Source organism: Pseudomonas frederiksbergensis, from assembly GCF_001952935.1.
Lineage (GTDB): Bacteria > Pseudomonadota > Gammaproteobacteria > Pseudomonadales > Pseudomonadaceae > Aquipseudomonas > Aquipseudomonas frederiksbergensis.
Genome location: NZ_CP018319.1, coordinates 5,003,226 through 5,024,218 on the forward strand (window position 1 = coordinate 5,003,226; position 20,993 = coordinate 5,024,218).

Sequence of the window (20,993 nt, forward strand, 5' to 3'; positions counted from 1 at the left end):
GGAGTGAGTATGAACGCGGTGCGCTGGGGCATGATCGGGTGTGGCAGCGTCGCTGAACGCAAGAGCGGACCGGCCTTCTACAAGGCGCCCGGCTCGGCGCTGGTGGCGGTGATGGGCCGGCGTCTGGACGCGGTGTCGGATTACGCCGCGCGTCACGGCATCGCTCGGGTCTACACCGATGTCGACGCGCTGATCAATGATCCCGAAGTCGACGCGGTGTACATCGCAACGCCACCTGACAGCCATCACGCTTACGCCTTGAGAGTGGCCGCCGCCGGCAAACATTGCTGCGTCGAGAAACCCATGTCGTTGAATGCCGGGCAAAGCCGCGAGATGCAAAAGGCCTTTGCCGATGCCGGGCTGCACCTGTTTGTTTCCTACTACCGGCGTTCACTTCCGCGCTTCCAGCAAGTGCGGCAATGGCTGGAGGAAGGGCGGATCGGCGAGGTCCGGCACCTGACCTGGTCCCTGACCAAAGCGCCATCTCCGACCGATCTTGGCGGTACCGATAACTGGCGCACCGACCCGGCGATTGCGGGTGGTGGTTATTTCGCCGACCTGGCCAGTCATGGCTTCGATCTGTTCCAGTACCTGCTTGGCGACATCGTCGAAGTCGCCGGGTTTACCGCGCACCAGGCCGGTTTGTATGCCGCCGAGGATGCCGTCAGCGCCAGTTGGCGGTTTGCTTCCGGCGCCCTGGGTATGGGCTGCTGGAATTTCGTCGCAGACCGCCGCGAAGATCGGGTCGAGCTGATCGGCAGCACAGGCCGGATCAGCTTTTCCGTATTCGATGAGCATCCGGTTCAGCTTGAAGCCGATGAAAGCCTCAGCCTGCACATCGAGAACCATGAGCACATTCAGTGGCATCACGTGCTGGGCATGAACGCGCATATTCGGGGAGAAGCGCGGCATCCAGCCGTGGCCGAACAAGCGCTGAAAACCGATTGGGTGATGGACCAGATCCTCAAGCGCGGCTAACGCTCACCGAATGCCCCACCGATGTAGCAGCTGCCGAGCAGCGTGAGGCGGCGGTTCGGCGCATCTGAAAGTCGAAATCCCTTGCTCCGTTGAAACTCAATCCAAATGGAGAGCGAAGAGGCCGGCATAGCTTCCATCTGCATTGACTGAACGGTCGCCATCGCGAGCAGGCTCGCTCCCACAGGTTTCGTGGTGTAGGCAGGATTTGCGGCTGGCTTCGATCCACTGTGGGAGTGAGCCTGCTCGCGATGAGGCCGGCCCTGAGTAGTACGGAGCCTCATTCACCCTGTCGGCCTCCGCCGACACCGTAATTTGTGTTTACCTCGGGTTGTGTGGTCGACCAGCCAGCTGACTGGCGGTCCTTGCCAGGAAAAAACCAAAAGAGTACAAATGTACTCCATGACGACTTTAACTCCCCGCCGTACCGCCATCCTGACCTTTATCCGCGATCGAATCGCCGAGCAGGGTCAGTCCCCGAGCCTCGCTGAAATCAGCGAGGCGTTCGGTTTCGCCTCCCGTAGCGTGGCGCGCAAGCATGTGCTGGCGCTGACCGAGGCCGGTTTTATCGAGGTCAATGCGCATCAGGCCCGGGGCATTCGTTTGCTCGGACAACCGGCGCGGCCCGAGTTGCTGGACATTCCGGTACTCGGCCGAGTGGCAGCGGGTGCGCCGATCGGTGCCGATGCCGAGGTTCACAGCCGCTTGCTGCTCGACCCGTCGATCTTCTCGCGGGTGCCGGATTACATGCTGCGGGTCCAGGGTGACTCGATGATCGAGGACGGCATTCTCGACGGCGACCTGGTGGGCGTGCACCGCAATCCCGAGGCGGTCAACGGCCAGATCGTCGTCGCGCGACTCGACGGCGAAGTCACCATCAAACGTTTCGAGCGGGTCGGCGAGGTTGTCCGATTGCTGCCACGCAATCCGGCCTACAAGCCGATCACCGTCGAAGCCAGTCAGGACCTGGCCATCGAAGGGGTGTTCTGCGGCCTGGTGAGGCAAGGGTGATGGGCGCCGTCGTTGCGCTGGATACGCTGTTCAATGGCGGCCAGGTCTGGAAGGGCCGGCCTGCGCCACCGGCCGTCAGCCCGCAACCCACCGGGCATGCTGCGCTGGATGCGGCGTTGCCCACCGGTGGCTGGCCGGAAGCGGCGCTGACCGAAATCCTTTTGGCCGGGCAGGGTGTTGGCGAGTTGCAACTGGTGTGGCCGGCGCTGGCGCGGTTGTCCGCCGCGGGCGAGCGCATCGTGCTGGTGGCGCCGCCTTACGTGCCATATCCCCAGGCCTGGCAGAACGCCGGGGTCGATCTGCGTCAGTTGTCGATCATCCAGGCCAGCGAGCGCGATGCCTTGTGGGCAGCGGAACAATGCCTGCGTTCAGGCAGTTGCGGCGCAGTGCTGTGCTGGCCGCACAAGGCCGATGACCGGGCGTTGCGGCGCTTGCAGGTGGCGGCGGAAACCGGCTCGACCCTGGCGTTTGCCTACCGCTCGATCAATGAGGCGATCAACCCTTCGCCCGCGGCACTGCGCATCGCCATCGATGCCAGGCCTGCACAATTGCGCGTGCTCAAGTGTCGGGGCGGGTTGGCGCGTTCGGCGCCGATTGCCTTCCCCGTGGGACATTGAGGTTGCCATGCGCTGGGTGTGCATTCTCTTCCCGCAATTGGCGCTGGACGCGGTACTGCGTCAGCGTTCCGATCCCGATGAACCGCTGGCGCTGCTGACCGGCCCGGCCCAGCGTCGGGTGTTGCAAGCGGTCAACGCTTCGGCCCGGGCGCTGGGCTTGCGTCCGGGCCAGTCGATGACCGCCGCCCAGGCCTTGAGCAAAGGCTTTGTCACGGCTGAATACGACGCGGCCGAGATCGAGCACTGGCAGCAGTTTCTGGCCGCCTGGGCTTATCGATTCAGTTCACAAGTCAGCGTGCATTACCCGCGTGCGGTGGTGTTTGAAATCGAGTCCAGCCTGGGACTGTTCGGCGCCTGGCCGCAATTCGAGGCGCGGTTGCGCGCCGAACTCGGCGAGTTGGGGTTTCGCCATCGGATTGTTGCCGCGCCCAACCCGGTGGCGGCACGGGTGCTGGCCAATGCTTATGACGGTCTGGTGGTGCCCGACGATCAAGCCTTGCAGCATCATCTAGGGCAGTTGCCTATCGACCGGATCGGGCTGGAAACCAGCGTGGCCACCGCGTTGTCGCGCATGGGGCTGCGCACCTTGAGCCAGGTTCAGGCGTTGCCTCGCCATAGTCTGGCCCGGCGTTTCGAGGCCCGGGTGCTCAAGCATCTGGACGCCTTGCTCGGCTTACGGCGGCTGGCGCTGGCGTTCTACCTGCCGCCGGACCGGTTCGATGTGCGCATCGAGCTCAACTTCGACGTGCAGTCCCATCAGGCGCTGCTGTTTCCGTTACGCCGGCTGACCGGCGACCTGTCGGCGTTTCTTTGCGGTCGGGACAGCGGCGTGCAGCGTTTTGACCTGCACCTGGAGCACGCCGGGCTGCCGGACACCGTCATCAAGGTCGGCCTGCTCAGCGCCGAACGTGATCCGGCGATGCTCTTTGAACTGGCCCGGGGCCGGTTGGAGCACATCCAGGTCGCGGCCCCGGTGCGCGGTTTTCGCCTGCGCGCCGAAGACTTGCCGGCCTTCGTTCCCCAGTATCAGGAGCTGTTCGACGACCGCCCGCAGCAGTCCTTGCCCTGGGAGCAACTGCGCGAACGCTTGCGCGCGCGGTTGGGGGATGACGCGGTGCAGGGCTTGCGGTTCCAGGCCGATCACCGGCCGGAATGCGCGTGGCAGGCCAGTGTCGACAGTCAGCGCTGTGCAGGGCTGCCCGGCGTGCAACGTCCGGGTTGGCTGCTGACCGAACCGCTGGCGGTGCACGAAGGTTCGGCGCGCATCCTGATGGGGCCGGAGCGCATCGAGTCCGGTTGGTGGGACGGCGCCGATGTGCGCCGCGATTACTTCCTGATCGAAACCCGTTCCGGCCAGCAGGGCTGGGCCTACCGTGCGGTCGGTGAGGACGGTCCGTTGTGGCTGCAAGGCTGGTTCGCATGAGCATCGACTATGCCGAGCTGCACTGCCTGTCGAACTTCAGTTTCCAGCGCGGTGCTTCCAGTGCCCTCGAACTCTTTCAGCGGGCGAAAAAGCAGGGCTATCAGGCCTTGGCGATCACCGATGAATGCACCCTGGCCGGTATCGTCCGCGCCTGGCAAGCGGCCAAAGCCGTGGAGCTGCCGCTGATCATCGGCAGCGAAGTGCGCATCGAGAACGGTCCGAAACTGGTGTTGCTGGTGGAAAACCTCGAGGGTTATCAAGCGCTGTGCCGATTGATTACCCGAGCCCGACGCCGCACGCAGAAAGGCCAGTATCAAGTGCTGCGCGAGGACTTCAGCGAACCCTTGCCGGGCCTGTTGGCATTGTGGGTGCCGGACGCGGTCGATGACTTCGAACAGGGCCGCTGGCTGAAACAGACCTTCGCCGATTGCCTGTGGCTGGCCGTCCAGCTGCATCGCGGCCAGGACGATACCCGACGGCTGAACGAGCTGTTGATGCTGGCAAGGGAGCTGCGAATCCCGGCAGTGGCCAGCGGTGATGTGCACATGCACGCTCGTGGACGGCGCGCCTTGCAGGACACCATGACTGCGATCCGTCATCACGTGCCGGTGGCGGAGGCCGGGTTGCGTCTTCATCCCAATGGCGAGCGGCATGTGCGCAGTCTTGAGGCTCTGCAATCGATCTACCCGCAAACCCTGCTCGACGAAACGCTGAACATCGCCCGGCGCTGCGCCTTCGACCTCGGTCAGTTGCGTTATCAATATCCCCGGGAATTGGTCCCTGAAGGCCAGACAGCCACCTCCTGGCTGCGGCATCTGACCGAGGAGGGCATCGCGTGGCGCTGGCCAAAAGGACCGCAGGCCAAGGTGCTGACGCAGATCGACAAGGAACTGGAGCTGATCGCCGAACTGGGCTACGAAAGCTATTTCCTGACGGTTCACGACATTGTGCGATTCGCCCGTGAGCAAAAAATCCTGTGTCAGGGCCGTGGTTCGGCGGCCAACTCGGCGGTGTGCTTTGCCTTGGGCATCACGGAAATCGATCCGGATCGCACCACGCTGTTGTTCGAGCGCTTTCTCTCCAAAGAGCGCAACGAACCGCCGGACATCGACGTCGATTTCGAACACGAACGCCGCGAAGAAGTCTTGCAGTACGTGTTCCAGCGTTATGGCCGCAGTCGTGCGGCGCTGACGGCGGTGGTCAGCACGTATCACGCGGCCGGCGCAGTGCGTGATGTGGCCAAGGCCCTGGGTTTGCCGCCGGATCAGATCAACGCCCTGGCCGATTGCTGTGGCCACTGGAGTGATGAAACACCGCCCGTGGAGCGCCTGCTTGAAGGCGGGTTCGATCCCGAGAGTCCGGTGCTGCGCCGGGTGCTGAGCCTGACGGGGCAGTTGATCGGGTTCCCCCGACACCTGTCCCAGCACCCCGGCGGTTTCGTGATTTCCGAGCAGCCTCTGGACAGCCTGGTCCCGGTGGAAAACGCCGCCATGGCCGAGCGCACCATCATCCAGTGGGACAAGGACGACCTCGATGCCGTCGGGCTGCTCAAGGTGGATATCCTGGCGCTGGGCATGCTCAGTGCGATCCGCCGCTGTTTCGATCTGTTGCGCCGTCATCGTCATCGGGACCTCAGCCTGGCGACGATCCCGGCCGAAGACTCGCCGACCTACGACATGATCGGCCGTGCCGACACCATTGGCGTATTCCAGATCGAGTCCCGGGCGCAGATGTCGATGCTGCCGAGGCTCAAGCCACGGACCTTCTATGATCTGGTGATCGAGGTGGCAATTGTCCGTCCGGGGCCGATTCAGGGCGGGATGGTGCATCCGTACCTGCGCCGCCGAAACAAGGAAGAACCGGAGGTCTATCCGTCCCCGGCACTGGAAGTGGTGCTCAAGCGCACGCTGGGCGTGCCGTTGTTCCAGGAACAGGTGATGCAGATTGCGATCGTCGCCGCCGACTACAGCCCCGGCGAGGCCGATCAGCTGCGCCGCTCCATGGCGGCCTGGAAACGCCACGGCGGGCTGGAACCGCACAAGGATCGCCTGGCCGCCGGGATGAAGAAAAACGGCTACACGGCCGAGTTTGCCGCGCAGATCTTCGAGCAGATCAAAGGCTTCGGCAGTTATGGTTTTCCTGAGTCCCACGCCGCCAGTTTCGCCTTGCTGACCTACGCCAGTTGCTGGTTGAAATGCCATGAGCCGGCGGCCTTCGCCTGTGCGCTGATCAACAGCTGGCCCATGGGTTTCTACAGCCCGGACCAGATTCTGCAGGACGCGCGCCGGCATCATTTGCAGATTCGCCCGGTGGACGTGCGCGCCAGCGATTGGGATTGCAACCTTGAGCCGATCACTGGGGCTCAACCGGCGATTCGCATGGGATTGCGGATGGTCAAGGGCTTTCGCGAGGACGATGCCCGGCGCATCGAAGCCGCACGGTCGAAGGGGGCGTTTATCGACATTGCCGACCTCGGCGAACGGGCGCGACTCGACGCCCGCGCCCAGGAACAACTGGCCGATGCGGGTGCGCTGCGTGGCCTGGCGGGTGACCGTCATCGGGCGCGCTGGGAAGTGGCGGGTGTGCAGAAACAGCTTGGCTTGTTCGCCGGTCTGCCGAGTCAGGAGGAGGGCGCGGTGTCGTTGCCCAAACCCACTGTCGGCGAGGACCTGCTGGCCGATTACAACAGTGTCGGCACCACGCTCGGCCCGCATCCGCTGGCTCTATTGCGGGGTGAATTGAAAGCCCGGCGCTGCCGCAGTTCGAAGGAACTGCTGGAGGTCGAGCATGGACGACCGGTCAGTGTCGCCGGGCTGGTGACCGGCCGACAACGCCCGGGCACCGCCAGTGGCGTGACCTTTGTCACCCTTGAAGATGAGTTCGGCAACGTCAACGTCATCGTCTGGCGCGACCTGGCCGACCGGCAGCGCCAGGTGTTGGTCGGCTCGCAATTGCTCAAGGTCGACGGGCGTTGGGAAAAGGAAGGCGAGGTGCGGCATTTGATTGCCGGACGGTTGAGCGACCTGAGCCCATTGCTCGACGGCATCAGCGTACGCAGCCGGGATTTCCGCTGAACCCAACTTGATCGTTCCCACGCTCTGCGTGGTAACGCCTCCCGTGACGCTCTGCGTCACAGCGGACGCAGAGCGTCCCTGGCTGCGTTCCCACGCAGAGCGTGGGAACGATCATTTACCTGACGGCCAAAACCTTTCGCCGCCCCCCGGCGCATCCGTCCACGCCTGCAACGAGCGTGTCGGCAAATCGAAATAATCCCTCGTGCGCGCATACCCATGCCCACCCATCCGGCCAATCGCATCGAGCCCGAGTTGATCGATGTACAAGGTTTTCGGGTCGATCAATTCATCCCGCACGTGCGCCATCAACACTTCGCCAAAGATAATCTCCCGTGACTGCCCGATGGACAGCGCCATCATCCGTCGACATTCCAAGGCCACCGGGGCTTCGCCGATTCGTGGGCATTTGACCGTGGTGCCGGGAATGGCGGTGAGGCCGGCGGCCGTCAGTTCGTCGAAACCGGGGGCGAACGGCACGGCGCAGACGTTCATGGCTTCCACCAGGGCATCGCTGACGATGTTCACGGTGAATTCCTGGTTGAGCTGGATATTGCGCGTGGTGTCCTTGGGGCTTTGGTCGCCGTAGTTTTCCACGCCCAACGCGAGGATCGGCGGGTCGGCCGAGAGGGCGTTGAAGAAGCTGAAGGGCGCGGCGTTGATTCGGCCTTCGCCGTCGATGGTGGTGACCAGGGCAATTGGCCGGGGCACCACGCTGCCGATCAGAATCTTGTACTTGTCTCGCGGGCTCAGTTGGCTGAAGTCAAAGCTTTGCATGGGCAGAATTCTCTAAAGAAGGGGATCAATCGCGCTCAGCGGCGCGTCTGCGCTGTAGTCGTCAGCGAACGGGATCGCCGGTTTGAACAGGCCTTTCCAGTCCGCTTGGCCGAAGGCCCGGTCGCTGTGGCTGCGCATCAGTTTTTCGAATTGTTGTTGCGCCTGGCGTTGCAGGGCGGGGTAGTCGACGCCTTGAACCTGACCGTCCCGCATCACGCAGCGGCCGTTGATGTAGCTGGCGATGCAGTCGTCACCGCGCCCGGCCAGCACCAGGTTTTTCAGTGGATCGAACAAGGGGCCCAAATGCAGGCCGCGAAGGCTGAACACCGTGATGTCGGCCTTGGCGCCCGGTGCCAGGCGACCCAGATCATCGCGGCCCAGGGCCTTGGCGCCGCCGAGGGTGGCGGCGTTGTACAAATCCAGGGTGCTGGTGAGCGAGTTCCCGCCCTCCATCAATCGCGCGATGTTCAAACCCTGGCGCATGTTTTCCAGCAAATCCGCCGGCCAGGTGTCGGTGCCCAAGGCGAAGTTGATGCCCTTGGCCCGATAGCGACCGAAAGAGTTCAACGCCTCGCCGTCACGGGCAAACACCACCGGGCAATGCACCAGACTCGCGCCGCCATCCACCACGCGTTGCAGATCATCATCGCCGCAGGTGTAGAGGCCGTGGGGCAGCAGGCTGCGCGGGGTCAGCAAATCCAATTGTTGCAACCAACCCAGCGGCGAAGTACCGCGCAGTTGCTCGACCATCGCCACCTCACCGAGCCCCTGGCAGCAATGCAAACGCATCGGCGCGTTCAGTTCCCGACTCAGCGCGGCAGTGCGTTGCAGCAGGGCCGGGGTGCAGGTCTGGATCCGGTCCGGCAGCAGCGCGCCACGAATCAAGCCCTCGTGCGCACCGTCGAAATCACGGAAAAACCGCGCAGCCGCCTCGAGCCCCGCCATGCCCCGCGTTTCATCCCAGTGATGCCCGAGGCTTCCATCGGCGCGCCAGTAACTCATGCCGCTCATGTAGCAGGGGCCGAGGTAAGTGCGCAGCCCCAACTCGCCCGCCACACCGGCTACCGCAGCAAACTCGTCGTAGGTCTCGGCCCATTCGCGGTAGTACATCGAGGTGATCGGCATGGCGGTGGTGATGCCGTTGCGGATCAGCTGGGTGAAGGCGTAGCGGTATTTGAAGACTTCTTCATCGGGGCTGTAACTCTCCCGCGGACCTGCCGTCAGGTAATCCTCGGACCACATCCGGCCCATGTCGCGTTCATCGCCGTTGTCCAGCGTCAGCACCGTCGAATCAAGATCGCCGAGTGCATCCAGGTCGATGAAACCCGGACCGATCAATGCGTTGCCGTAATCGACCCACTGATCTACCGGCCCTGGATAGCCACGCCCGACAAACACAATGCGCGAACCTTCGAACACCACTTCGCCGTCGCGCCACAGCACATGCCGGGTGCCGTCGAACCCGACCACGCAACTGGCTTTCAATCCAATCCTTTTCACAGACGGCTTACCAGCAGTCGGCCACCGGCGGCGATCAACTCACCGGCGCGATAAACCTGCCGCACCGGCCGCGACACCACCGCTTCACCCAGCGTGTGCACCGGCATCAGCAAAAAGTCCGCCGGCTGACCGATCTCCAGCCCATAACCCTCACAGCCCAACGCCCGAGCGCCATTCACTGTGGCGGCTTCAAACGCCGCCATCAGTTCATCGTCTTTGTTCAAATCGAAACGAAACGCCAGCAGCATCGCCCGTTCGAGCATGTCGCCGTTGCCCATGGGCGACCAGGCATCACGAATGCCGTCCGAACCCAGGCACACGTTCACCCCGGTCTCGCGCAATGCGAGAAACGGCGGCACCGCGCAATCGGCCGGCGCCGAACTCATCAGGGAAATGCCCAGGGCCGCCAAACGCTCGGCCACCGGTTTGACCTGACTCCACGGCAACATCCCAAGGCAGTACGCGTGGCTGATCATCACCCGACCCTGACGCCCGAAGCGTTCGGTGTAGTCGGCGATCAGTGCGATCTGCCACAGGCCCAGTTCGCCCTTGTCGTGCAGATGAATGTCGACGCCACGTTCGAATTCGCTGGCCAGCTTAAACACGAAGTCGAGCTGGGCGATGGGGTCGTTGTCGATGCCGCACGGGTCGAGCCCGCCGACATTTTCCACGCCCAGGGCCATGGCTTCGCGCATCAGTTCGGCGGTGCCGGGGCGGCTGATCAGGCCGGTTTGCGGGAACACCACCAGTTGCAGGTCGATCAGGTCGCGGTAGCGTTCGCGCAGCTGTTGCATGGCCTCGACGTGGCGCAGGCCGAATTCCGGGTCGATGTCGACGTGACAACGCATCGTCAGCGAGCCACGGGCGATGCAGTTTTCCAGCAGGGCGCCGGCACGCTGGGCAATCGGTGCCTGGACGTCACGCAGCACGCGGCGCTCGTTGGCGATGTAGTCCTTGAGCGTCGGGCCGGCGCTGTTCGGGTGCCAGGGTTGGCCCCAGAGGGTTTTGTCGAGGTGGATGTGGCTTTCAACCAGGGCCGGGGTGAGGAGCTGGTTTTGGCCGTCGATGTCGGTGGTGGCCAACGGCGCGTTGGACGCTGGGCATCGATCTTTGAACAGGCCGTTTTCAAGAAGCAGGTCTTCGGCGGGGGAGCCGTAAGGGCGGACGTTGCGTAGCCAGGTCATTTCAAACCTCAAATTTTGTGGTGTTTGGGAGGGCCTCTTCGCGAGCAAGCCCGCTCCCACATTGGATTAGCGGTGTTTACACAATCCCTGTGGGAGCGGGCTTGCTCGCGAAGGCGGCGCCTCGGTCTCGGATCAACCCTTGAGCTTTGACCAGATCCGGTCCTGCAGCTCGCGCGCCTTGTTGCTGCACTCTTTTTCCGGGCGCAGGCGCGAGGCGAACTCGTCGGGCATGTTGATCGCGTCCATCACCCGCCATTTGGCGTCGATCAGTTTGTCGCTCTGGATAGCGTTGGCGTAGGCGATGGCGTTGGACACGGCGGCGGCGTTTTCCGGTTTCATCATCCAGTCGATGAAGAGCTTCGCGTTGCCAGGGTGCGGGGCGCTTTTCGGTACGGCGAAGTTGTCCTGGAACATCGCCAGGCCTTCGCGCGGGTACACGTACTTGATGGTGCTTTTTTGCAACGTGGCCCGGGCGGTGGAGCCGTTCCAGTTCTGCATCATGATCACTTCACCGGAGGCCATGCGGTCGACGGTGTTGTCCGAGCTGTACATCTTCAAGTGCGGTTTCTGTTTTTGCAGCAGCTCCAGAATGCGCTTGGCGTCCTGCGGGTTTTCGCTGCATTCGTCGACGTTCAGGTAATGGCTGGCGGCGTTGATCACACTGCTGGACGTGTCGAGGGCGGCGAGTTGGCCTTCAAGTTCCTTGCGCGGTTCGAAGAACTCTTTCCAAGAGTCATCGAGCTTGCCGCCGGGCACCCGCGCGCTGTCATAGGAAAACCCGGTGGTGCCCCACAGGTACGGAGCGGAGAACTTGCGGCCCGGGTCGAAACTCGGGTCGCGGAACGCCGGTTTGACGTACTGGAAGTTGGGCAGGGTCGACGCGTCGATTTGCAGCAGCAGGTTCTGGTTGATCAACGTGCGCATGATCGACTGCGACGGCACGATCACGTCATACGCCGCGCCACCGGCCTGCAACTTGGCCAGCAGGGTTTCGTTGCTGTCGTAGCCGTCCATGGTGACCTTGATCCCAGTCTCCTTCTCGAACTTGGCCAGCAGTTCCACCGGGTAGTAGTCGGTCCAGTTATAGAAGAACAATTCCTTGGGTTCGGCGGCCTGCGCGGTGAAAACGCTGAAGCAACCGAGGGCCAGACCGGCGACGCCGTAACGCATGCTTTTGAAGATCGTGTTTTTCAACATCATGGTTTTACGCTCCGAAAGTACCGCGAAGGAAAGGGCTCATTGGTTTTTGCCGCGCTGTCCCAGCCAGAAGGCCAGCACCACCAGCACGATGGAGATCACCAGCATCAGGGTCGAGATCGCGTTGATCTCCGGCGTCACGCCGGACTTGATCGCCGAGAAGATGTACACCGGCAACGTCGTCGAACCGGGGCCGGCCACGAAGAAGGTCATGATGAAATCGTCGAGGCTGACCACGAACGCCAGCACCGAACCGGACAACACTGCGGGCCACAGCAGCGGTAGCGTCACTCGACGAAACACCTGCCACGGGTTGGCGTACAAATCGTTCGCCGCCTCCAGCAAGCTCTTGTCCAGGTCATTGAGCCGCGCACGGATCGGCAGGTACGCGAAAGGAATGCAGAAGCCAATGTGCGCGACGATCACCGTCAGCAAACCGAGCTTGATCCCCAGCGCCATGAACAGCAGCAGCGTGGCCACGGCGGTGACGATCTCCGGCAGGATCAGCGGCAGATTGATCCCGCCTTCGACCATCTTCTGTCCATAGAACGGCCGGTACGTCGCCAACGCCGCGAGCAACGCAATCGCCGTGGCACACACCGTGGCGATGCTGGCGACGATGATCGAGTTCAGCGCTGCGGTCTGGATCGACGGGTTGGCCAAAATCCTTCCGTACCAGGCAAAGGAGAACTCAGTCCATACCGTGGCCGAACGGTTGGCGTTGAAGCTGTAGGCGATCAGCACGAAGATCGGCACGTACAGATACGCCAGGATCAACAGGCTGACTTCGCGGGTCAGCGGTAGTTTTTTCAGGTGCAGGGCGATCATGCGGTGGCTCCCCGACGTAGAGTTTTGGCGGCGCTACGGCTGTAGAGGGCATAAAGCACCAGGGACAGCAGCAGAATCCCCAGCAACAGGAATGACAGCGAACTGCCCAGCGGCCAGTTGCGCGCGGTGCCGAACTGTTGCTGGATCAGGTTGCCGATCATCAGTGTCTTGCCGCCGCCGAGAATCGCCGGGGTAATGAACGCACCGAGACTGGGCACAAACACCAACAACGCGCCGGCAATCACGCCGGGCATCGACAGCGGCAGAATGATCCGCTTCAGCGCGTGCCAGCGATTGGCGCCGAGGTCGTAAGCCGCTTCCACCAGACGCCAGTCGAGTTTTTCCAGGGTCGAATAGATCGGCAAAATCATGAACGGCAGGAAGCTGTAGACCAGCCCGACGCTGACGGCGAAGTCGTTGTAGAGCAGGGTGATGCCACCCGCCTGGGGGAACAGCGCGTTGAGGCTCTGGGCGACCCAGCCGTGCTCACGCAGGATGATCAGCCAGGCGTAGTTGCGAATCAGCAGGTTGGTCCAGAACGGAATGGTGATCAGCAACACCATGAGGTTGCGCCGCTGCGGTGTCAGGCTCGACATCCACAAGGCCACCGGGAAGCCGAACAGGAAACACAGCAACGTGGTGCCGCCGGCCTGGAACACCGAGCGCAACAACGCCTGGGCGTAGACCCAGTTCAGCTCCAGTTCACCGTCGAAACCTTCCTGGAAAAACAGCTGCACGTAGCTTTGCAATTGCCAGTCGGCCTGCCAGTCGACGCCGCCATACACATTGCGCGGCAACAGGCTGATGTAGCCCATGATGCCAAGCGGAATGGCGATCAACGCCAGCAAAGTCAGAACCACCGGGCTGAGCAACAGCGCACGGTTGAGGGCGGGAGAAGTGCTGCTGACGGTCATCTCAGGCCTCCATCAACAGGCAGGCGTGGGGCGGCAGGTTGACCGCGACGCGATCGCCGACCACCCGGCCACGGTTCAGGCCTTCGTTGTTTTCGCGCAGCATGACCTTGATGTCGTTGTTCAACCGGCACTGGTAAAGGGTCGCGGTGCCGACATACAACACCGCTTCGATCACGCCGCGCAGGTGATGCGGTTGCGCCGGATCGACCAATTGCGAGCGTTCCGGGCGAAACGCCAGTTGCACACTGGTGCCGTCGAAGCCTTGGGCCGGGCAGGGGATTTCTACCGGCATGCCGTTCGGCACGAACAGTTTTTCGTTTTGCTGGCCGCGTTTGATGTGGCCGGGGAGGAAATTGATGTCGCCGATAAACTGGGCGACAAACTGATGTTTGGGTCTTTCGTAGATATCGTTCGGGGTGCCGATTTGCAGGATCTTGCCGGCGGACATCACGGCGATTCGATCGGACAGGGTCAGGGCTTCTTCCTGATCGTGGGTGACGAAAATGAAGGTGATTCCGGCTTCCTTCTGCACGCGCTTGAGTTCGACCTGCATTTCCTTGCGCAGCTTCAGGTCCAGCGCCGACAGCGGTTCGTCGAGCAACAGCACTTTGGGTTTCGGCGCCAGAGCCCGGGCCAGCGCCACGCGCTGTTGCTGGCCGCCGGACAATTCGGCCGGTTTGCGCTGGGCCAGGTGTTGCATTTGTACCAGCGCGAGCATCTCATCGACCCGTTGCGGGATGAGCTTGCGATCAAGACCCTGCATCTCAAGGCCGAAGGCGATATTCTGCGCGACGCTCATGTGCGGAAACAGCGCGTAGCTCTGGAATACGGTGTTGACCCGGCGCTTGAACGGTGGCAAATCATTGACCGGTTCGCCCGCCAGACGAATCTCGCCTTCGCTGACCTGTTCGAAGCCGGCGATGGTGCGCAGCAGGGTGGTCTTGCCGCAGCCGGAAGGGCCGAGCAAGGTGAAGAATTCATTGTCGGCAATGTCGACTGAAACGTTGTCGAGGGCTGGAGCCAGCCCCGGATCGTCGGAATACCGCTTGGAGACGTTACGCACTTCAATCGCAGTTGGATGACCCATATTGGTGCATTCCTCTAATTATTGTATGCAATATCTGGATGCAATCTACAAATAACCGGATTAATCTGCTCGTGCAACCCCCTTTTTCAAAGGCTGTTCATCGCCTGGGGCCGGTTGTTTAGCGCTAAAGGAGTGTTCAGATGACCGAGAAAAAACTCGAGACCACGGTCGACCGCGTCTACCAAGGGGTTTACGAGGCGATCAGCAAACGTTCATTGCGTCCCGGGATGAAGCTCGGCGAAGCGTCATTGGCCGAACTTTTCAATGTCAGCCGGACATCGGTTCGTGCCGCGCTCAAACAGTTGGAGGCCGATGGCCTGGTCACCACCGAGCCCAACAAAGGGGCGTCGGTGTCGTTGCCCAGTGATGAGGAAATTCGCTCGCTGTTTGAAACGAGGCGCCTGATCGAGATCGGCATCGTCACCGAGCTGTGTCGTCGTCGTGATACTGCCGTGACCCAGGACCTGCGTGATCACCTGTTGTTGGAGGATGAAGCGCACCGCAGTGGCGACCATGAACGGTTGATTCATTTGCTGGGTGAGTTCCACATCAAACTCGCGCAAAGCCTGAACAACCCGGTGTTGCTGGACTGGTTCCGCAAGCTGATTTCCCGCGCCTCGCTGTACGCCGCCGCCCTGGATGACGACAGTCACGAAGCGTGCCGCGATGACGAACACCTGCGGCTGATCGAGTACATCGAAGCCGGTAACCAGAGCGCGGCGATCGAACTGACCTGCATGCATTTGAATGGCATCGAGAAGGCCATTCTCGACGTCGCCGCCACGTTGAAAACCGACTACCACCCGCTCAAGCACCTGATCGAGGTTTAGTGGACTGCGCGATCACTGTGGCGAGGGAGCTTGCTCCCGCTCGGCTGCGAAGCAGTCGTAAAAACCATTCGCCGCGGTGTGTCAAATAATCCGTGAGGGCCTGTTTCGGGAGCGCTTCGCACTCCAGCGGGAGCAAGCTCCCTCGCCACAAAAGCCTGGATGATGTGAATCAGCTAACCTCTATGAAACCATTGGCGACGACGGTGCTCGAAACAAACGGGCACGCACCGTCCTCATGCCGTTGCGATCCCTTAAGCCGGTCATCTACAGGGATACAGAGTCAGTCGATGCAGTTTCTAGACGATAGCCATGGGTGTGCAGGCTGGAACGGTGAAATGGCCGAGCGCATCCGCGCGTTCGACTGGAGCGTGACTGAGCTCGGGCCCATGCACGCCTGGCCCAGAAGCTTGTGCAGCGCGGTGCAGTTGATGCTCGCGTCGCCACTGCCGATGGTGATGCTGTGGGGCCGGCCGGGTTACATGATCTATAACGATGCGTACTCGAAATTTGCCGGTGGCCGCCATCCTTACCTGTTGGGTTCCCCGGTGGAACTGGGCTGGCCGGAAGTCGCCGAATTCAATCGGCATGTGGTCGACACTTGCCTGGCCGGTGGCACGCTGTCCTATCGCAACAAAGAGCTTGTGCTTTTGAGGGACGGCATACCCGAAGACGTCTGGCTGGACCTCTATTACAGTCCGGTGGCGGATGACGACGGGAAACCGGCCGGGGTCATGGCGATGGTTGTCGAGACCACTGAACATGTGATTTCCGAACGCCGTCGTCAGGCCGCCGAGGACGCCTATCACGCCGACAACGAGCGGGTGCGCCTGGCGCTCAATGCCGGGGCTCTGCTTGGTTCGTTCGTCTGGGACATCAAGGACAATGTGCTCTCCGGCGATGAGCGTTTTGCCCGCACTTTTTCCTACCCGCCCGACCAGAACCTGGCCGACCTGCCAATGGACATCGCGCAGGCACGGATCCATCCCGATGACCGCATCTGGATGCAGGAGCAGATCAATCAAGCAATGAAAACCGGCGACCCCTTCAATGCCGAGTGTCGGGTCCTGCGTCCAGAGGGCAGTTATCTGTGGGTTCTGGCGAGTGGAGGCTGCGAGTTCAATGAGCAGGGCGAACCGTTCCGTTTTCCCGGGGTGTTGATCGATATCCACGAACGCAAGATCGCCGAAGAATCCCTGCTGAAGTTCACCCGTAATCTGGAGCAACGTGTTGCCGACGAAGTCGAAGCGCGACTGGCTGCAGAAGAACAACTGCGTCAATCGCAGAAACTCGAAGCCATCGGCGGCCTCACCGGCGGCGTAGCCCATGACTTCAACAACCTGTTGCAGGTGATCTCCGGTAATCTGCACTTGCTGGCGCGGCATGAACCGGACAATGCCAATGTGCAGCGCCGGGTCAGCGCTTCGATTGCCGCGGTCGAACGTGGCGCCAAACTGTCTTCGCAATTGCTCGCATTCGCCCGTCGTCAGCCCTTGTCACCAGCGGTCTGTGATCTGCGCCAGGTCTTCGATGGGCTCGGGGAATTGTTGCAGCGGGCGCTGGGGGAAACCATCCAGATCAATGTCAGCGCGGCCGAAGCCCTTTGGCACATCTACGTGGACCGCAATCAACTGGAAAACGCCGTCCTCAATCTGGCGATCAATGCCCGTGACGCCATGAAAGGCGAGGGGACCATTGACCTGAGTGCCGAGAACATTGTCCTTGATCGCAAGTTTTGTGCAGGCAAGGGCATCGTCGCTGGCGACTATGTCTGCGTGGCGGTGGCTGACAAAGGTATCGGCATGTCGCCGCAAGTACTCGCACAAGCTTTCGAGCCGTTTTTTACTACCAAGGCCGATGGCCAGGGCACGGGGCTGGGCCTGAGCATGGTGTTCGGTTTCGTCAAGCAGAGTGGCGGGCATATCGAGATTTCCAGCGTGATCGGGCAGGGCACGCGGGTGCAGCTGTATTTCCCTCGCAGCTTGCGCCCGATGCTCAACGAAACGGTACGGCATGACCCGCAACAGCGAGGCGGACACGAAACCATTCTGGTGGTCGAGGACAACGAGGCGGTGCGCAGCTCAGCGGTGGAGTTGCTGAGTGAAGAAGGTTATCGGGTGCTGACGGCGGCCAACGGCGACGCCGCGATGCAGATGTTGCTGGATGGCGTCGTGGTCGACCTGATTTTCACCGACGTGGTCATGCCCGGCCTGATCAAAAGCGCGGACCTGGCCGCCTGGGCCAAGGTGCAGACGCCGCCGGTGGCCGTGTTGTTCACCTCGGGCCACACACGTGACATTATTTCGCGCAATCACCAGCTCAGTCCTGATACTTATTTGCTGAGCAAACCCTATGGTCCCCAGGCGCTGACCCAAATGGTGCGCACCGTCCTCAATGGCTAACTCGATTGATCGTTCCCACGCTCCGCGTGGGAATGCCTCTAGGGACGCTCCGCGTTCCAGCTCTCGAAAGGGACGCGGAGCGTCCCGGGCTGCATTCCCACGCGGAGCGTGGGAATGATCAGGTACAGGTGAACCGCATTTTTTTGAACCTTCCAATCAAGGCCGCTCATGACATCCAAGCGCACTTCCAATCCCCCCTCCGGCATGGTCAGGGTGCGCGGCGCCCGGGAACACAATCTGAAAAACGTCGATGTCGACATCCCCCGGGATGCCTTGGTGGTGTTCACTGGCGTGTCCGGTTCGGGGAAATCGTCGTTGGCGTTCTCGACCCTCTACGCCGAAGCGCAACGCCGCTATTTCGAATCCGTGGCGCCTTATGCGCGGCGCCTGATCGATCAGGTCGGCGTGCCGGATGTCGACTCCATCGAAGGCTTGCCGCCGGCGGTGGCGCTCCAGCAACAACGGGGAACGCCGAGCACGCGCTCTTCGGTGGGCAGCGTGACGACGTTGTCGAGCCTGATCCGCATGCTGTACTCCCGGGCCGGCAGTTACCCGCCGGGGCAACCGATGCTGTATGCGGAAGATTTTTCGCCCAATACGCCTCAGGGCGCGTGCCCCGAATGTCATGGGTTGGGGCGGGTGTATGAAGTCACCGAAGCGTTGATGGTGCCGGACCCGAGTCTGACCATTCGCCAGCGCGCGGTCGCCTCCTGGCCCACCGCCTGGCAGGGACAGAACCTGCGCGACATTCTGGTGACGATGGGTTACGACGTCGATAAACCGTGGCGCGATCTGCCGAAAAAACTGCGCGACTGGATTCTCTTCACCGAAGAAACACCCACGGTGCCGGTGTATGCCGGGCTCACCCCCGAAGAAACCAGAGTCGCGCTCAAACGCAACATGGAACCGAGTTACCAGGGCACGTTCACCGGCGCCCGGCGCTACATCCTGCACACCTTCAGCCATTCCCAAAGCGCACTGATGAAGAAGCGTGTCGCGCAATTCATGCTCGGCAGCCCGTGCCCGTTGTGCGACGGCAAACGGCTCAAGCGCGAGGCGCTGTCGGTGACCTTTGCCGGTTACGACATCGGCGAACTGTCGCAGATGCCATTGCTGCAAGTGGCCGAAGTCTTGAAACCAGTCGCCGCTCATAGCTATCTCGAACAGGCCGAGGCAGTGGGCGAAGTGCTGACGCACGACCAGACCCGCGAAGCCCGCGAGCAACGAGTGGCCCACGGCGCCAGTGGTCACGCTAACGCGCCGGATGTACGCCACACACCGAACCTGTCGGTGGAGAAACGCCTGGCCGCGCAGCGGATCGCTCAGGACTTGCTGGAACGGGTCAGCACGTTGACCGATCTGGGGCTTGGTTACCTGGCGCTGGACCGCAGCACGCCGACGCTGTCGTCCGGTGAATTGCAGCGCCTGCGCCTGGCGACGCAATTGGGTTCGCAGTTATTCGGCGTGATCTACGTGCTGGATGAACCGTCAGCCGGATTGCATCCGGCGGATGGCGAAGCCTTGTTCGAAGCACTGCAACGCTTGAAAGCTGCCAGTAACACCTTGTTTGTGGTCGAGCATGACCTGGAAACCATGCGCCGCGCCGATTGGTTGATCGATGTCGGCCCGGCGGCCGGCGAGCATGGCGGCCAAGTCCTGTACAGCGGGCCACCGCCAGGGTTGGCCGGGATAACGAACTCCCAGACCCGCGCCTACCTGTTCGCCGAGCAAGTCACCCAATCACGTGTCAGCCGAAAGGCGACCGATTGGTTGCGACTCGAAGGCATCACCCGCAACAACCTGAACAACCTCAGCGCCGAGTTTCCACTGGGCTGTTTCACCTCGGTGACCGGTGTCTCCGGTTCCGGCAAATCGAGCCTGGTCAGTCAGGCGTTGCTGGAACTGGTGGGTGCGCATCTTGGGCGTGCGGCAAGTGACAGCGAGCCGCAAGAGTTGAGCCTTGAGGACGACGCACCGCAAGTCAGCGGCGGACAGGTCACGGCGGGGCTGGAATCGATCAAGCGCCTGGTGCAAGTCGATCAGAAACCCATCGGCCGCACGCCGCGCTCGAACCTGGCGACCTACACCGGGCTCTTCGACAACGTGCGCAAACTGTACGCCGCCACGCCTGAAGCCCAGGCCGAGGGTTACGACGCGGGCCAGTTTTCCTTTAACGTCGCCAAGGGGCGATGCCCGACGTGCGAAGGTGAAGGCTTTGTCAGCGTCGAGTTGCTGTTCATGCCCAGCGTCTATGCCCCGTGTTCGACCTGCCACGGCGCGCGCTACAACCCCGAGACGCTGGCAATCATCTGGCAAGGGTTGAACATCGCCCAGGTGTTGCAACTGACGGTGGACGAGGCGGTCACGGTGTTTGCCGAGCAACCGGGTATCCGCCGCTCGCTCGAGGTATTGCGCGATATCGGCCTGGGTTACCTGCGCCTCGGTCAGCCGGCGACCGAGTTGTCGGGCGGTGAAGCCCAGCGGATCAAACTGGCCACCGAACTGCAACGCAACCAGCGCGGGGCAACCTTGTATGTGCTCGACGAGCCCACCACCGGTTTGCACCCACGGGATGTCGATCGCTTGCTCGAACAGTTGAATACGCTGGTGACGGCGGGGCATACGGTGATCGTCGTCGAACATGAAATGCGCGTGGTGGCGCAGAGTGACTGGGTGATCGACATCGGCCCCGGTGCGGGGGATCAGGGCGGAAAGATTGTTGTGGCAGGCACACCGCAGAAGGTTGCCAAGAGTAAAAAGAGCCGGACGGCGCCTTTTTTGGCCAGAATCCTTTGATCGTTACCGCGCGGGACGATCGGTTCACGTACCGTCCGGCGTGCGCCGGATTTTGTCCAGCCGTTCACTCGAGCATAGGCGACTCATTCGATGGAACGTTGTTTGCGCAGCGGCTTCGAATCTTCAAGGCCCGACTGTTTCAGCCGCGCATGTGCAGTGATGAACGAGGTACTTATGAACGATGACAGTGATCTTGAGGAAAACGCAAAAACCCCCGAACCGGAAAGCGCAGACAAAGCGGTCGACCAGAAGCAACGCCACACCGATAACGACAACGAGTTCAGCCCGGGCTTCAAGCCGAATCCCGACCGGCCCAAACCCGGGGATGACACCGATGCCGATATCGATACTGATGGTGGTTAGTCAGGAACTGAAAAGGCCGCA

Annotated in this window: 16 protein-coding genes; 9 read left to right on the forward strand and 7 right to left on the reverse strand. The window is 61.9% G+C overall.

All coding sequences use genetic code 11. The annotated features are described in order from the left end of the window. The first annotated feature begins 9 nt into the window (after positions 1-9). The 5 genes from PFAS1_RS23655 (at position 10) to PFAS1_RS23675 (ending at position 7,100) form a co-directional block, all read left to right on the forward strand. Complete coding sequence (locus tag PFAS1_RS23655) at positions 10-978, forward strand: Gfo/Idh/MocA family protein (RefSeq protein ID WP_076030742.1); 969 nt, start codon at positions 10-12, stop codon at positions 976-978. Between the two features lie 390 nt (positions 979-1,368). Beyond that, entirely contained in the window at positions 1,369-1,986 is a 618-nt protein-coding gene (lexA, locus tag PFAS1_RS23660) for a transcriptional repressor LexA (protein WP_076030743.1), read from the forward strand. After that, on the forward strand, positions 1,986-2,603 hold the full coding sequence (gene imuA, locus PFAS1_RS23665; RefSeq protein WP_033061610.1) for a translesion DNA synthesis-associated protein ImuA: 618 nt from the start codon (positions 1,986-1,988) through the stop codon (positions 2,601-2,603). Before lexA ends, imuA begins: the two co-directional genes overlap by 1 nt. Positions 2,604-2,610: 7 nt before the next feature. Beyond that, complete coding sequence (locus tag PFAS1_RS23670) at positions 2,611-4,026, forward strand: Y-family DNA polymerase (RefSeq protein WP_076030744.1); 1,416 nt, start codon at positions 2,611-2,613, stop codon at positions 4,024-4,026. Further along, positions 4,002-7,100, forward strand: a complete 3,099-nt coding sequence (locus PFAS1_RS23675; protein ID WP_198044928.1) for an error-prone DNA polymerase — start codon at positions 4,002-4,004, stop codon at positions 7,098-7,100. The genes PFAS1_RS23670 and PFAS1_RS23675 overlap by 25 nt, the downstream gene beginning before the upstream one ends. 111 nt (positions 7,101-7,211) lie before the next feature. Here PFAS1_RS23675 and PFAS1_RS23680 read toward each other — a convergent pair whose 3' ends face one another. From PFAS1_RS23680 to PFAS1_RS23710, 7 genes are all read right to left on the reverse strand, one after another. Next, on the reverse strand, positions 7,212-7,874 hold the full coding sequence (locus PFAS1_RS23680) for a flavin reductase family protein (RefSeq protein ID WP_074877629.1): 663 nt from the start codon (positions 7,872-7,874) through the stop codon (positions 7,212-7,214). A 12-nt stretch (positions 7,875-7,886) separates the two neighbouring features. Then, positions 7,887-9,374 carry an amidohydrolase family protein gene (locus PFAS1_RS23685; protein ID WP_076030746.1) on the reverse strand — a complete coding sequence of 496 codons (1,488 nt, stop codon included), beginning with the start codon at positions 9,372-9,374 and terminating at the stop codon, positions 7,887-7,889. Then, the gene (locus PFAS1_RS23690) at positions 9,371-10,558 is read right to left on the reverse strand and encodes an amidohydrolase family protein (RefSeq protein WP_076030747.1); all 1,188 of its coding nucleotides are present in this window, start codon (positions 10,556-10,558) and stop codon (positions 9,371-9,373) included. The genes PFAS1_RS23685 and PFAS1_RS23690 overlap by 4 nt, the downstream gene beginning before the upstream one ends. Before the next feature lie 132 nt (positions 10,559-10,690). Beyond that, complete coding sequence (locus PFAS1_RS23695; protein ID WP_076031587.1) at positions 10,691-11,755, reverse strand: extracellular solute-binding protein; 1,065 nt, start codon at positions 11,753-11,755, stop codon at positions 10,691-10,693. A gap of 39 nt (positions 11,756-11,794) precedes the next feature. Next, the gene (locus PFAS1_RS23700) at positions 11,795-12,583 is read right to left on the reverse strand and encodes an ABC transporter permease (protein WP_008154998.1); all 789 of its coding nucleotides are present in this window, start codon (positions 12,581-12,583) and stop codon (positions 11,795-11,797) included. Next, a complete protein-coding gene (locus PFAS1_RS23705; protein WP_076030748.1) occupies positions 12,580-13,497 on the reverse strand; it encodes an ABC transporter permease in 918 nt (305 codons plus the stop codon). Before PFAS1_RS23705 ends, PFAS1_RS23700 begins: the two co-directional genes overlap by 4 nt. A 1-nt stretch (position 13,498) precedes the next feature. Continuing rightward, on the reverse strand, positions 13,499-14,584 hold the full coding sequence (locus PFAS1_RS23710) for an ABC transporter ATP-binding protein (RefSeq protein ID WP_076030749.1): 1,086 nt from the start codon (positions 14,582-14,584) through the stop codon (positions 13,499-13,501). 140 nt (positions 14,585-14,724) lie between these two features. Between PFAS1_RS23710 and PFAS1_RS23715 the strand changes: the two genes are divergently transcribed. The 4 genes from PFAS1_RS23715 to PFAS1_RS23730 all read left to right on the forward strand — a co-directional run bounded on the left by PFAS1_RS23715 (position 14,725) and on the right by PFAS1_RS23730 (position 20,972). Beyond that, complete coding sequence (locus PFAS1_RS23715; RefSeq protein ID WP_076030750.1) at positions 14,725-15,414, forward strand: GntR family transcriptional regulator; 690 nt, start codon at positions 14,725-14,727, stop codon at positions 15,412-15,414. A 287-nt stretch (positions 15,415-15,701) separates the two neighbouring features. Next, positions 15,702-17,813: a hybrid sensor histidine kinase/response regulator gene (locus tag PFAS1_RS23720; RefSeq protein WP_076030751.1), complete on the forward strand. Its 2,112-nt coding sequence runs from the start codon at positions 15,702-15,704 to the stop codon at positions 17,811-17,813. Positions 17,814-17,981: 168 nt separating this feature from the next. Next, positions 17,982-20,609 carry an excinuclease ABC subunit UvrA gene (locus PFAS1_RS23725; protein ID WP_076030752.1) on the forward strand — a complete coding sequence of 876 codons (2,628 nt, stop codon included), beginning with the start codon at positions 17,982-17,984 and terminating at the stop codon, positions 20,607-20,609. Between the two features lie 174 nt (positions 20,610-20,783). Then, on the forward strand, positions 20,784-20,972 hold the full coding sequence (locus PFAS1_RS23730; protein WP_074877613.1) for a hypothetical protein: 189 nt from the start codon (positions 20,784-20,786) through the stop codon (positions 20,970-20,972). Positions 20,973-20,993 lie beyond the last annotated feature (21 nt).